The 15323-nt window shown below is 38.7% G+C and carries 9 protein-coding genes; 6 read left to right on the top strand and 3 right to left on the bottom strand.

The features are described 5' to 3' along the window. Nucleotides 1-194: 194 nt before the first annotated feature. Both KP710_RS09435 and ilvC read right to left on the bottom strand, forming a co-directional pair. Nucleotides 195-2447: an autotransporter outer membrane beta-barrel domain-containing protein gene (locus KP710_RS09435; protein ID WP_243583128.1), complete on the bottom strand. Its 2253-nt coding sequence runs from the start codon at nucleotides 2445-2447 to the stop codon at nucleotides 195-197. Nucleotides 2448-2518: 71 nt separating this feature from the next. Next, entirely contained in the window at nucleotides 2519-3997 is a 1479-nt protein-coding gene (ilvC, locus tag KP710_RS07340) for a ketol-acid reductoisomerase (RefSeq protein ID WP_049364180.1), read from the bottom strand. A 562-nt stretch (nucleotides 3998-4559) separates the two neighbouring features. On the opposite strand from ilvC, the gene ilvY reads away from it, so the two are divergent. From ilvY to ppx, 6 genes are all read left to right on the top strand, one after another. Then, a complete protein-coding gene (gene ilvY, locus KP710_RS07345; RefSeq protein WP_111407808.1) occupies nucleotides 4560-5438 on the top strand; it encodes an HTH-type transcriptional activator IlvY in 879 nt (292 codons plus the stop codon). Between the two features lie 31 nt (nucleotides 5439-5469). Further along, complete coding sequence (rarD, locus tag KP710_RS07350; RefSeq protein WP_111407809.1) at nucleotides 5470-6348, top strand: EamA family transporter RarD; 879 nt, start codon at nucleotides 5470-5472, stop codon at nucleotides 6346-6348. Next, a complete protein-coding gene (glpE, locus tag KP710_RS07355; RefSeq protein ID WP_111407810.1) occupies nucleotides 6349-6666 on the top strand; it encodes a thiosulfate sulfurtransferase GlpE in 318 nt (105 codons plus the stop codon). A gap of 122 nt (nucleotides 6667-6788) precedes the next feature. Continuing rightward, the gene (tamA, locus tag KP710_RS07360) at nucleotides 6789-8525 is read left to right on the top strand and encodes an autotransporter assembly complex protein TamA (RefSeq protein WP_215771038.1); all 1737 of its coding nucleotides are present in this window, start codon (nucleotides 6789-6791) and stop codon (nucleotides 8523-8525) included. Nucleotides 8526-8534: 9 nt separating this feature from the next. Further along, complete coding sequence (gene tamB, locus KP710_RS07365; RefSeq protein ID WP_111407812.1) at nucleotides 8535-12431, top strand: autotransporter assembly complex protein TamB; 3897 nt, start codon at nucleotides 8535-8537, stop codon at nucleotides 12429-12431. A 7-nt stretch (nucleotides 12432-12438) separates the two neighbouring features. Next, nucleotides 12439-13968, top strand: a complete 1530-nt coding sequence (gene ppx, locus KP710_RS07370) for an exopolyphosphatase (protein WP_048953329.1) — start codon at nucleotides 12439-12441, stop codon at nucleotides 13966-13968. 163 nt (nucleotides 13969-14131) lie between these two features. Here ppx and tuf read toward each other — a convergent pair whose 3' ends face one another. Then, nucleotides 14132-15316: an elongation factor Tu gene (gene tuf / locus KP710_RS07375; protein WP_005646706.1), complete on the bottom strand. Its 1185-nt coding sequence runs from the start codon at nucleotides 15314-15316 to the stop codon at nucleotides 14132-14134. Between the last annotated feature and the right edge of the window lie 7 nt (nucleotides 15317-15323).

The raw sequence follows: 15323 nt of genomic DNA on the forward strand, positions 1-15323 counted from the left end.
GAGTGAAATATAATCAATGAATCATCGATTTGACAGCACGTGGTATCCTTGATACACAACAGAGTAATCGAATTCATTTCTCTCTTAATAGCTAAAAGAGTCTAGAATTTATAAGATATTTGAATATTTAGTTAGGGCAAACAAAAGTGCGGTGAATTTTCACCGCGCTTTTAAGAGGTATATTTAGCAAGATACTACCAGCTATAATGATAATTCGCTTGAATTGCATAAGGTTTGTCGAAGTTTTTACCGTCAGCACGGCTTACTTCTAAACCAAAACGATGATTTGCAAATCCAGCATTTAAACCGACCGCACTTTCAAAACGTCCACGGCTGCTTGCAACATCAAGCGCACTGTTTGTGTAATGAATTTTGCTGCTACGGTTTTTGCTAGTAATCGCATTGACTTCTGCGTAAGGTTGTAAATTCCAAGCATTGCTTAATGCAAGGCCTTTGGCTACACGTAAACCAATTCGAGAATAAACAGAAGATAAGCTATCTTCATTCTCTTGTGATGAAATATGTGTCCACGCTAATTGTGCTTGCGGTGTGATTGTCCAATCGTTTGCAAGGCTAAAGCGTTTACCTAATTCACTCGAAATCGTATAAGAGTTGTAATGACGTTTTTCTGTGAGATCTGAGTTAGCATGTAAACGGCTGTATTTCATGATGTTATCTACATAAATACCGTTATCTGCAAGGTAAGCTGCATATAAGCCCACGCTGTTGCTTCTTACTTTGCCATCACCGTAATGACCATTGAAATCAACGTTAGCTTGGCTACGACCAACAAATCCACCAACGCGGAGATTATCTGTTACAGCAGCATCAGCGCCCACTTGTACGCTATGTACGTTTTGTTTAAAGCCAGAAGTTTCACTCTTACCAGTCGAAAGTGCGGCTAATTTTTGGCGAGAATTCACATTACGAACCCATACATTACCTTTTTCACCGTTTTTCACTTCACCTAGACGTTGATGAATGCCACTTAAATCATCTTCCACTAAAAGCAATTGTGCTTGGCGAAGAGAAACTTGTGCATTCGCTAAGTCTGAGAGTAATGTGTTATGCGGGAGTGATGAGAAATTAGTGGTTGCAGAATTACTTGTAGCAACAGAACGGCTTGGAACGGTTGAGTTACTAGATTCTGTATTAGTTGTTACATTAGAAGACTCTACAGAACTCGTTGAATCTAATACTTTTTGAGAATTCGCTAATACCCAATTATTTCCTTCTTTTGTTAGGAAGTATTGGTAAGCACCTAAATCTACACGATTATTCGGGTTCGTTAAGCTAAATGCAGCGTTACCGCCATTGGTTTCGACAAGTGTCACTTTTCCGTTAGCAACATTTGCCCCTTGGTTAGTTACACCAATTTTATGATTACCTTCAGCAGTGCCTTTAACAACGATTTTATCGCTTTTGTTTTCAGCGATATTCGTGTTTAGATTGAATGTGCCTGAGCCAGTGAGATTACCACGAACAATGATACCTTGGTAGTTATCATTGGCTAGATTTACTACGCCATTATTAAGAACCAAATTAGTTAAGCTTGTAGTTTGAACCATGCCATCTTCATTAGTGAAAGCTTTCGTTGTCCAATTGCTATTATTTAAGTTCAAATTGAGTACGCTATTGCTGTCGGTAGTAGTAACTCCAGAAACAGTAGAATTATTAAAGGTTAGTTGGATATTTTCTGTAATGCTTTCTGTATCATTAAATTTAACATTTTCACCACTAGCAAGCATACTTCCATTTATTGTTGAGTTATTAAAGGTTGCAGAAAAGTGGCTATTAATATTTTCTGTTAATCTAGATACTACACCTAGGATTGAGCCTTGAGGAATTGATACATTGGAATTATTAACGATTAACTCTGGTCGAGCTTGATTATCCGCTTCATATACAAAGATAGTATTATCATCGTTCGATGTTACATTTACATTGTTTAATGTTAATTTACTATTTTGATTAATGGTGAATGCTTCTAATATGGAGTCTTGGTTACTATCACTCATCAAGACTTTTGAGTTATGCATGGTTACCGTTGAATTATTTAACTCAAATAAATAACCATTAGCATCTGCCTTGTTAGGATTAGTAATACTATAGGTTCCACCATTGATTTCAGTTGTGGAATTAGTGATATTCATTACCGCAAAAGAATGATGTCTATTTGCTGGAATAGATAGTGAAGCATTAACATTATTTAATTGTCCGCTTGAATTTGTCATTGTTACTGCAGATAGGGATCCCCATTCAGGATCATTTGTTGGACTGGTTGGATTAATCGAACATTTATTCAACACAACCCCATTTTGCCCAGTAATTGTCACACCATCACCATTACAAGCTACATCAGCTGCTAGCGCTGAATTTACCAATCCAAGAGCTACAGCGACTAAACTCACTTTAAAAGTGCGGTCAAAAATTTTATTGTTTTTCATATTAATTCCTTTGGATTATAAAAAAAGCCAACTTATTGAATAAGTTGGCTTAAATTTTACTGGTTTAATAATTAACCCGCAACTGCGATACGTTTCATATCTGTCATATAACCACGTAATTCTTGACCGATTAATTCAACAGGATGGTTACGAATTGCATCGTTTACATCGCGTAAGGTGATGTTATCAATTTCCACTGCTGGAGTTGGCTCGCCCAAGTCACCTTTTTGAAGGTTAGGGATAATTTCTTTTGCAAGAATTGGGGTCGCTACGTTAGAGAATAAGTAGTTACCATATTCTGCAGTATCTGAAATTACCACGTTCATTTCGTATAAGCGTTTACGTGCGATGGTGTTCGCAATTAATGGTAATTCGTGAAGTGATTCGTAGTAAGCTGATTCTTCATAAATACCGCTAGCAACCATTGCTTCAAAAGCTAATTCTACGCCGGCTTTCACCATTGCGATCATTAATACGCCGTTATCAAAGTATTCTTGTTCGCTAATTTTGCCATCATATTTTGGCGCATTTTCAAAGGCTGTTTTGCCTGTTGCTTCACGCCATGCGAATAAGTCTTTGTCGCCATTTGCCCAGTCAGCCATCATTGTTGCAGAGAAGTGACCGCTAATGATGTCATCCATGTGTTTGTAGTATAAGAAACCAAGGCTTTCTTTGATTTGCTCAGCAAGTTCAAATGCACGTAATTTTGCGCTGTTTGATAGGCGATCCATCATTAATGTAATACCGCCTTGTTTTAACGCTTCGGTAATGGTTTCCCAACCGTATTGGATTAATTTACCTGCGTATGCTGGATCTTTACCGTCTGCCACTAATTTGTCATAACATACGATAGAACCTGCTTGTAACATACCGCAAAGGATAGTTTGCTCACCCATTAAGTCAGATTTTACTTCTGCAACGAATGAAGATTCTAAAACACCCGCTTTGTGACCGCCTGTTGCAGCAGCCCATGCTTTTGCGATTGCCATACCTTCGCCTTTCGGGTCATTTTCAGGGTGAACTGCGATTAATGTTGGCACACCGAAACCACGTTTGTATTCTTCACGTACTTCAGTACCCGGGCATTTTGGTGCAACCATCACAACCGTAATGTCTTTACGGATTTCTTCGCCAACTTCAACAATGTTGAAACCGTGTGAATAACCAAATGCAGAGTCTTTTTTCATTAAAGGCATCACATCAGCTACTACTTTAGAGTGTTGTTTGTCTGGTGTTAAGTTCACGACTAAATCTGCAGTTGGAATTAATTCTTCATAAGTACCAACTTTAAAACCATTTTCAGTTGCGCGTTGGAATGATGCACGTTTTTCTGCAATCGCTTCAGGGCGTAAGGCATAGCTAATATCTAAGCCAGAATCACGCATATTCAAACCTTGGTTTAAACCTTGTGCACCACAGCCTACGATAACGATTTTTTTGCCTTTTAAGAAGTTTGCTTCATCTGCAAATTCTTCGCGATCCATAAAACGACAACGACCTAATTGGTCTAATTTTTGACGTAAATTTAAAGTGTTGAAATAGTTAGCCATTTTTTGTCCTTAATTGTGTAAGGTGAATAATTGTATGATGTTGTGTTTGCATATTTTTTTGTTGTGGGTGGGATTATAAAGTTTTTTGTGGTTGCGTAAAGTGATATTATTGGAATTTAGTGTTGCAACTTTAGCAATAATTGGAGTTAAAAATAGGGATTGGGATTTTATTAATGAGTTTATTCGTTTTTTATACTGCCAAATCTCCCCTACCCCTCTTTGCTAAAGAGGGGGGAGTTCTTTGCAAAACACAAAGATAGACGTTTTATCTTTACAGTAATTAACATCAAATATGCTAATGACTGTGATGAATAATCTAACTGAATCAGTTATAACTCATTAACTAAAGTTTCTTTTATGTTGAAGAAACATTTTGATTCTTTGTTTGATTTTTACGGTAATCCAAATGAAATATGCAAATAAGTAATTATGATATAAAAATATAAATGAGCCTGTTTCTAGTAATTAACTAAAGAATACCCCTCTTTAGCAAAGAGGGGTAGGGGAGATTTGGCACTACAAAAAAACGAAGAAATTAATTTTTACTATAGATAAAAAAGTTATGGAATTTAACGACCTACAAATATTCATTCACCTTAGTGACACAAAAAACTTCGCCAAAACTGCCACCCAAAACCATATGTCTCCCTCTACGTTATCCCGTCAAATTCAACGGTTGGAAGATGAGTTAGGGAAAATACTTTTTATCCGTGATAATCGGCAAGTTAAACTCACTGAATATGGCGAGAAATTTTTGCAATTTGCTAAAACAGAATGGCAAAACTGGCAACAATTTAAACAACAGCTCAAGGATGAATCCGATGAACTTTGCGGTGAAATTAAACTTTTTTGTTCTGTAACCGCATCTTATAGCCATCTTCCGCACGTACTTAAAGAATTTCGCCAGCGTTATCCTAAAGTGGAAATTCAGCTGACTACGGGTGATCCGGCGCTTGCATTAGAGTTGATTCAAACACAACAAGTTGACCTCGCTATTGCGGGTAAGCCGAATAATCTGCCATCCAGTGTGGTATTTCATAAAATTGATGATATTAGCTTATCTTTAATTGCACCGCGAGTGGCTTGTTTGGCGACACAATTACTGCAAGAAAAACCCATTAATTGGCAGCAAATGCCTTTTATTTTCCCTGTTGAAGGGCATGCTCGGCAACGGATTGAACAATGGCTACGGGAGAAACATATTAAACATCCAAAAATTTATGCTACCGTTGCAGGGCATGAAGGGATTGTTCCAATGGTTGGATTGGGATTCGGATTAGCGATGTTGCCTGATGTGGTCATTGACAATAGTCCAATGAATAATCAAATTTCCAGACTTAATCTTGATAAGCCTGTTGAGCCTTTTGAATTGGTTATTTGTACCCAAAAAAGGAATCTCGAACAGCCCTTAATCCGTGCATTTTGGGCGATGTTAGAATAGAATGATTGGCTGTTTAGAATAAGGATTTCTTATGTTTAAAGGTGTTCTCGTTTCATTACTTGCCTCATTTCTATTTGGCTATATGTATTATTTTTCTACGCTGCTGAAACCTTTGAGTGGCACGGATATTTTCGGTTATCGGATGATTTTTACGTTTCCCTTTGTTGTTCTTTCCGTGTTTATGTTTAAGCAGAAAAATGCATTGATTCATCGCTTAAAACTCATCAAAAAACAACCGCACTTGGCATTGCCCTATCTTTTTTGCGGCTTATTGATGGGGTTTCAGATGTGGCTTTTTCTTTGGGCACCGAATAATGGCAGTTCGTTGAGTGTGTCTTTTGGTTATTTACTTTTGCCAATTGTGATGGTGACAGCTGGTCGGTTAATTTTTAAAGAACGAATTTCAACGTTCAAATTTATTGCAGTCGTAATTGCCGCATTGGGTGTGATTTCTAATATCGTGCTAAAAGGTGGGCTTTCTTGGGAAGCTATTGCGATTTGTGTTGGCTATACCACCTATTTTTCCGTTCGAAAAGCATTAAAAAATAGTGATCTAGCTTCTTTTTGTTTAGAGATGTTAATCCTAATCCCGATTAGCATTTATTTTGCCTTGCAAACAGATTTCGCTGTGGTTGAACAAAGTAATCCTAATATTTTGGGGCTGCTGGTGTTGCTTGGATTAATTAGTGGCACCGCATTGATAGCTTATGTCATTGCCAGCAACATGCTACCGATGAATTTGCTTGGCTTACTTGGTTATGTGGAAACCATTATGATGATTTTCGTATCGTTTTTTATCGGTGAACAAATTGACGCCGAAAGTTACCCACTTTTTATTTGTTTAGTACTCGCTATGATTCTTATTATGATTGATGGTGTGTACAAACAGCACACAAAAGGAAGTTTATAAATGTCATTTAAAGAAATTACACCACAACAAGCTTGGGAAATGGTTCAACAAGGGGCGGTGTTAACCGATATTCGTGATGATGCCCGCTTTACCCACTCGCATCCTAAAGGTGCTTTTCATTTAACGAACCAAAGTTTTTTGCAATTTGAAGAGTTAGTCGATTTTGACTCCCCTATCATTGTGAGTTGTTATCATGGAGTAAGTAGTAAAAGTGTAGCGACCTTTCTAGTGGAACAAGGCTATGAAAATGTGTTTAGTATTATTGGTGGATTTGATGGCTGGTGTAGAGCAGAATTACCTATTGAAACCGCTTATTAATGTTTACCCACATTCAAGTATAAAAATTATGACAAGAAATGATAAATAGCATTGATCATCTTTTACATATCCGTAGACTATAGCCACTAATGTGCAACGATAATACCTAGTAGCATTTAAGCATGAATAAAAAACCTCTAAAACTCACCGCACTTTTTCTTTTTTTTCCTAGCCTAGCTGCTTTAGCTGAACAAACGGTGGATATTGAAATTCAAGGTATCCGTGGATTTCGTGCTATTCGTAATACCGATCTTAATGTTCAACTCATCAATAAAGAAGAAATGGATGGCTCAGAACGTTATCAACACCTAGTAAGTAAAGCCGTAGATCGCGGCTTGCGGGTATTCGGCTATTATGAATCTTCCGTGCGTTTTGAACGAAAACAGCGTCAAGGCAAACGTGATTTATTGATTGCTCATGTTACACCTGGCGAGCCAACAAAAATTGCGGGCACTGATGTGCAAATTGAAGGGGAAGCCGCACAAGATGAAAATTTTGATGCGTTACGTAAAAAATTACCTAAAGAAGGGGTGTTAGTTGAACACCAAACTTACGATGATTACAAAACAGCGATCTCACGTTTAGCATTAAATCGTGGATATTTTGATGGGGAATTTAAGATTTCACGTTTAGAAATCAGCCCTGAAACCCATCAAGCATGGTGGCGAATGTTATTTGATAGCGGCGTTCGTTATCATTATGGCAATATTACTTTTAGTCATTCACAAATTCGGGATGATTACTTAAATAATATTCTTAATATTAAATCTGGTGATCCGTATTTAATGAATAACTTATCGGATTTAACTAGCGATTTTTCATCTTCAAATTGGTTTAGCTCAGTATTAGTTCAACCTAATGTTAATCATAAAAGCAAAACTGTGGATGTGGAGATTATTCTTTATCCACGTAAAAAAAATGCGATGGAACTAGGGGTGGGCTTTGCAACTGATGGTGGCGTGCACACTCAAATTGGTTGGACAAAACCGTGGATTAATAGCCGTGGACATAGTTTCCGCACGAATCTTTATCTCTCAGCACCAAAACAAACTTTCGAGGCAACTTATCGACAGCCTTTACTTAAAAATCCATTAAATTATTACTATGATTACTCTGTCGGTTGGGAAGGTGAAAAAGAGAATGATACCAATACGAGAGCGCTTACGTTGTCCGCGTTACGTTATTGGAACAACGCGCATGGCTGGCAATATTTTGGCGGACTTCGTGCGCGATACGACAGTTTTACACAAGCCGATATAACCGATAAAACTTTCCTCCTTTATCCAACGGTCGGATTTACTCGCACCCGATTACGTGGCGGTTCTTTTGCAACTTGGGGCGATGTACAAAAAATTACTTTTGATGTGGGTAACAAAGTTTGGTTATCGGAAGCGTCTTTCGTAAAAGTGCAAGCCTCTAGTGCATGGATTCGTACTTATGCGGAAAATCACCGTATCGTTGCTCGTGCAGAAGTTGGGTATTTACATACAAAGGATATTGAAAAAATTCCACCCGCACTTCGTTTCTTTGCTGGTGGCGATCGCAGTGTACGTGGTTACGGCTATAAAAAAATTGCGCCTAAAAATAAAAACGGAAAATTGGTTGGTGGCTCGCGATTACTTGCGGGTTCTTTAGAATATCAATATCAAGTTTATCCGAATTGGTGGGCGGCGACCTTCGCAGATAGCGGATTAGCAGCTAATGATTACACGACTAAAGAATTGCGTTATGGCGCAGGCGTTGGTGTCCTTTGGGCATCACCAGTGGGCGCAATTAAATTTGATATTGCCACCCCGATTCGTGATAAAGATAACAGCAAAAATATTCAATTTTACATCGGACTTGGTACAGAAATTTAAGGTGAATTTATGACAGAACAAATACAACCATCAGAAACTTCACCAAAATCACCTGAGCAACCTAATAAAAAACACTGGGTGCGCAAGGCTGTTTGTATCGGAAGTGCGGTCATTTTGGTGCCTGTTTTAGGTGTTGCTGGGGCACTTTCTTTCGATGCGGGGCAAAGAGGTTTAATTCAACTTGCCGATAAAATGCTTGATAGTTTTTCCGTTGAGCAAATTGAAGGCGGACTACAAAATGGCTTGGTGCTAAATAATGTTCGTTATCAAACCGCTGGGATTGATACTCATATTGCACAAGCACGTTTACAGCTTGATTTCGGTTGTTTGCTTTCACGTGAGGTTTGTTTACGTGATTTCACTTTAAATAAACCGACGATTGCGATTAATACAGCATTACTGCCTCCATCTACGCCTGATGATTCAAAGTCTGGCACGATGAAACGCATTTCCTTGCCAATTGGTATCAATGCAGAAAATTTGGTGGTGCAAGATTTATCTGTAAATGTTGATCAGACTAATCTCACTCTCAGTCATTTTAAAAGTGCGGTAAGTTTAAATAATGAAAAAGGCTTAACTATTGCGCCGACTGAAATTAACGATATTTCAGTTATTTCAAAAAAATTGTCTGAAGTTAAATCAGAGCCGAAAGCCGAACAGACGAATAAACCTGTAGATTGGGATGCGATTGAGCAATCTTTAACGCCTGCTTTTTTAGGCAATGTATCAGAAATAATTCTTCCTTTTGATTTACACATCCCCGCGATTAAAGGCAAAAACTGGCATTATCAAGCGATGAATGAAAAAGGTGAAACACTTCAATCTATTGAAATCCCAAGCCTGATTGCACAGGCGGATACCGTCGATAACCAACTGCAATTACAAAAATTAGCGGTAGAAAGTTCGTTGGGTAATCTTTATTCGCAAGGTAAATTACAACTTGATGGCGATATGCCACTAGATTTAACTTTAAAATCCCATTTAGAGCCGTTGAAATCCGATGGAAAAGAAATTCTGCCAGCGAGTGATGTCGATCTTACGCTTTCGGGATCATTGAAAAAATCCATCGCACTTTCTTTAAAAACAAAAGGCGTATTAGATGCTGAACTAAATGGCGAAGTGCAATTAGCACAAGACAAAATGCCCTTAAACCTCGCATTAAATGTGGCAAAAGGACAATACGCTTTTGTAAACACAATGGCGCCACTCAAAATTAATGATGTAACACTTAAGCTCACAGGGGATTTACTGAATTATCATGCTGAACTTAAGGGTGGCGTAGATGGAATGGATTATATTCCTGCGTCTCAAGTGGACCTTAATGCTGACGGCAAACTTTATGAAGTAACCGTCAATAAATTGGGGATAGCTTCGTTAGATGGTAAAAGTGAATTTGTTGGGGCTGCAAACTGGAAAGAGGGAGCAAACTGGGATGTACAAGCCGATTTAGAAAAAATGAATATCGGTTTTTATGTACCTGTCATGCCTGCAACACTATCTGGCAAATTGCATTCGCGTGGCTTTGCAGGCTCTCAAGGCTGGCAAGTGGAACTGCCAGTAGCTGATTTAAATGGAACACTGTCTTCAAAACCCATTAGTTTAAAAGGCTCTGCAACACTTAATCAAAATGTACTTCTAACAGTACCTGATTTGCAGATTAGATATGGTGAAAATCATCTTAACGCAAGCGGTGTATTAGATGACCATTCTGATTTTGTATTAGATGTCGATGCACCGAATTTACGTGGTTTATGGTCAGATTTAAGTGGTAATGTGAAAGGGCATGCGGCTATTTCTGGTCAGTTCACCAGCCCAAATCTTGATCTTGACTTAACCTCGTCTAATTTACACTTGCAAGGTTTCCAGTTATCTAAAGCGAGCGCGAAAGGGAATATCAAAAGCGATCCTTTAGCTAAAGGACAATTCAATATTAAGGCTGAGCAACTTCATTATGGTGAAAGTGTTAAACTCCGTTTACTTGATCTCGCCTTATCTGGCGATGAACAAAATCATTTGTTAACGCTTAAATCCCAAGGTGAGCCTGTTGCTGCAAATTTACAAATTAACGGTCATTTTGACCGCACTTTGGAGCAGTGGAAAGGCACACTTTCCCAAGCAAAATTCGATACACCTATTGGCGATGTAAAATCTAACCAAGCTATTGCGGTATCTTACGATCACAAACAAACACAAGCCAATATTGCTTCACATTGCTGGAAAAACACAGATGTAGAGTTATGTTTTCCACAATCTTTCAATGTGGGCAAGCAAGGGAATATTCCTTTCCAATTTAAACGTGTTAATTTGGATTTAGTTAATAAACTTATCGAACAAGATAGCCTCAAAGGCAACTTACAAGCCCAAGGTAATGTTGCTTGGTTTACGGATAAACCATTCCAATTTACCGCCAAAGTAGATGGCAATCACTTAACTTTCTCTCAAAAATTGGATTACCGTACGTTTAAATTGGATATTCCAAAATTAACACTTAACGCCGACATTCAAAATAACAATTTGGTTTTAAAAACAGACATCAATGTGCATAACCAAGGCAGGATTGTAGGCGATATTCATTTAAATGACCTGGCTAAAAATCGTCAACTTGGCGGAACCCTTGCGATAGAACGACTAAACTTGTCTATCGCAAATCAGCTACTTACTAGTGGTGAATCAGTGAATGGTGAGGTAGTTTCGAAGTTGAGTTTCGGTGGGAATTTAGAGAAACCATTATTAAATGGCGACTTCAATATTCGCAATATTCGTACCAAATTAAAATCTATGCCAGTCAATATTACAGATGGCGATATTGCCGTACATTTCCACGGTAATAATTCCACTTTACAGGGCAAAATTGAAACTAGCGATAGTCGTTTAAATTTAACTGGCCGAGCAAACTGGGCGAATATCGAACATTGGACAACAGAATTAAATGCTCAGGCAAATAATTTCAACGTGGATATTCCTTCTATGGCGAAACTACGTTTCAGTCCAAATATCACGGTAAAAGCGAATCCGAAAGAATTGAATTTAAGCGGGACAGTGGATATTCCTTGGGCGCGAATTAGAATTGATAGCTTACCAGACACTGCTGAGCCAGTGAGCGAAGATGAAGTTATTTTAAATGGCCCTCATAAGAGCAAAGAAGAACTGATTAAACGTGAATTTGCGGCAAAAACAAAATCAGGCATGGATATTCGTTCTGATTTACGCATCAATATTGGTAAAGATGTCAGCCTTGATGCCTATGGCTTAAAAACCAATCTTGATGGTTTACTTTCTGTGAAACAAGACAGGGGCAATTTAGGTTTATTCGGGCAAATTAATTTAACCAAAGGACGCTATGCATCTTTTGGACAAGATTTATTAATTCGAAAAGGACAAATTAACTTTTCAGGCCAACCGTCACAACCGATGTTAAACATTGAAGCAATTCGTAATCCAGAAGCAATGGAAGACAGTAAAATTACTGCTGGTGTTAGAGTAATAGGTACGGCTGATAGACCTGATGTCACCATCTTTAGCGAACCAAGCAAACCACAAGATCAAGCACTTTCTTATTTATTAACTGGTCGCTCATTAGAAAATAGTGGTGAGGCAGGTTCTAGTGGCTCCGTGGGGGCGGCGTTACTTGGTCTAGGGCTTTCAAAGAGCGGTAAATTAGTGGGAAGTATTGGTGAGGCTTTTGGTATCCAAGATTTAAACCTTGGCACATCGGGTGTGGGTGATAAATCCAAAGTGACCGTCAGCGGAAACCTCACTAACCGCTTACAAATAAAATATGGTGTAGGCTTATTTGATGGCTTGGCAGAAGTAACCTTACGTTACCGCTTAATGCCACAACTTTATTTTCAATCCGTTTCTAGTACAAACCAAGTGTTTGATTTACTTTATCAATTTGAATTTTAGGAATTTTATGAATAACGCAATATTACCCTCACAACATCGTGGTAATGTCCGTGAAATTGCAGCAATTGATCTTGGCTCAAACAGCTTTCATATGATTATTGCACGTATCGTGAATGGTTCTATTCAAGTCCTTTCTCGCTTAAAACAAAAAGTGAGACTAGCAGAAGGATTAGATGAAAATGCCGTACTCAATCAAGAAGCAATTACTCGAGGAATAAACTGTTTGGCATTATTTGCAGAACGTTTACAAGGTTTTCCGATGGAAAATGTTAACGTCGTCGGTACCTATACATTAAGACGCGCGGTCAATAATGATGAATTCTTACGTCAGGCGGCCCGCGTTTTCCCATATCCAATAAATATTATCAGTGGGCAAACAGAAGCCAAAACAATCTATGCTGGCGTATGTCATACCCAGCCAGAAAAAGGCCGTAAACTGGTAATTGATATCGGTGGTGGCTCAACAGAAATGATCATAGGGGATGACTTTACCCCGCTTATTGCAGAAAGTCGCCATATGGGTTGTGTCAGCTTTGCCACTCAATTTTTCAAAGATGGAATTATTTCAGTAGAAAATTTCCAACGAGCCCGTCAAAGTGCGGTAAATAAAATCGAAGATTTAGGTTTTGAATATCGTAAACTTGGCTGGCAATCTGTACTGGGCTCCTCCGGAACCATCAAAACTGTTTCTCAGGTTATTTCCTCAACTATCGATCCTAATGGTATTATCACCACAGAGCGATTAAATACCCTTATCGCTCAAACGCTACGAGCTAATCATTTCACTTCACTGAATATCAATGGCTTAAATTCTGATCGCGTAGATGTGTTTGTACCCGGACTGGCTATTTTAAGTGCTGTATTTGAGGTATTAAATATTCAACAGATGCGTTATTCTGATGGAGCACTACGTGAAGGTGTTATCTATAGCTTAGAAAAAAACTTTCAAGTTGCTGACATTCGTGCACGCACAGCTTGGGGATTAAGTGAACAATTTAATATAGATCAAGCACAGGCTCACCGTGTTGCTGACAGTGCAAACTTATTAAGTGCTCAATATCAACATTGGCAATCTCAAGCATATATTGAAGAAATGCGAGAAATCCTGCTTTGGGCTGCTCGCCTGCATGAAGTAGGTATTGTCATCAATCACAAAAGTTTGCAAAAACATTCTGCTTATATTTTACAAAATATCGCACTACCTGGTTTTGACCGTGAACAGCAACGTTTACTCACCACCCTCGTTAACTGGCATATTGGTCACCTCAAGCCAAACGAATTTCTTCGATCTTCTCGTTATCATGAACAAGATATCATCACGCTTATACGCATTCTCCGTCTTGCGGTAATTTTCAATAAATCACGTCAAGCCACGGAAAATCTAAAAACGTTCACCTTTCAAACTCAACGATCTGACAATAATTGGCTCTTAACGCTTGAAGAAGGTTACTTAGAACGAAACCCATTAATATGGAATGAATTAAGAATTGAAAGCAATCTTCTAAAAGATTTAGAAATGGGACTAATCTTTAATTAATCCTGTCTTACTAACTATATAAAATAAGCTTTTGAGATAAAATCACAAAAGCTTATTTTTTATCCTCACTATTCCCAGTGGCTCGATATAAATGCAAAAAAGTGCGATGAAAACTCACCGCACTTTTCTCTTACTTGTCTCTTAGACTATTTCGCTACATCTATTATTTGATGATTTTCGCTACAACGCCCGCACCAACTGTACGACCACCTTCACGGATTGCGAAACGTAAACCTTGGTCCATCGCGATTGGGTGGATTAAGCTTACTGTCATTTTGATGTTATCACCAGGCATTACCATTTCCACGCCTTCTGGTAATTCAATAGTACCAGTTACGTCAGTTGTACGGAAATAGAATTGTGGACGGTAACCTTTGAAGAATGGAGTATGACGACCACCTTCTTCTTTTGATAATACGTACACTTCTGATTCGAAGTCAGTGTGTGGTGTGATTGAACCTGGTTTTGCTAATACTTGACCACGTTCGATTTCTTCACGTTTAGTACCACGTAATAATGCACCGATATTTTCACCTGCACGACCTTCGTCAAGTAATTTACGGAACATTTCAACACCCGTTACTGTAGTTTTCGCTGTATCTTTGATACCGACGATTTCTACTTCATCACCAGTACGGATGATACCACGTTCTACACGACCTGTTACTACAGTACCACGACCTGAGATTGAGAACACGTCTTCGATTGGAAGAAGGAACGGTTGGTCAATCGCACGCTCTGGCTCTGGGATGTAAGTATCTAAGTGGTTTGCTAATTCAAGGATTTTTTCTTCCCATTCTGCTACGCCGTTTAATGCTTGTAATGCAGAACCACGTACGATTGGAGTATCGTCACCTGGGAAGTCATATTGAGAAAGAAGTTCACGAACTTCCATTTCTACTAATTCTAATAACTCTTCATCATCTACCATGTCGCATTTGTTTAAGAATACGATGATGTAAGGTACACCTACTTGGCGACCTAATAAGATGTGCTCACGAGTTTGTGGCATTGGACCATCAGTTGCTGCTACTACTAAGATAGCACCATCCATTTGTGCCGCACCAGTAATCATGTTTTTCACATAGTCGGCGTGTCCCGGGCAGTCAACGTGTGCGTAGTGACGAGTTGCTGTATCGTATTCAACGTGTGAAGTGTTGATGGTGATACCACGCGCTTTTTCTTCTGGCGCGTTATCGATTTGGTCAAATGCGCGAGCTGCACCACCGTAGTGTTTAGATAATACGGTTGTGATTGCTGCTGTTAAAGTTGTTTTACCGTGGTCAACGTGGCCGATTGTACCCACGTTTACGTGCGGTTTTGTACGTTCAAATTTTTCTTTAGACATTTAAAGA

Source organism: Haemophilus sp. SZY H35 (assembly GCF_018829705.1).
GTDB classification, from domain to species: Bacteria; Pseudomonadota; Gammaproteobacteria; order Enterobacterales; family Pasteurellaceae; genus Haemophilus; species Haemophilus haemolyticus_K.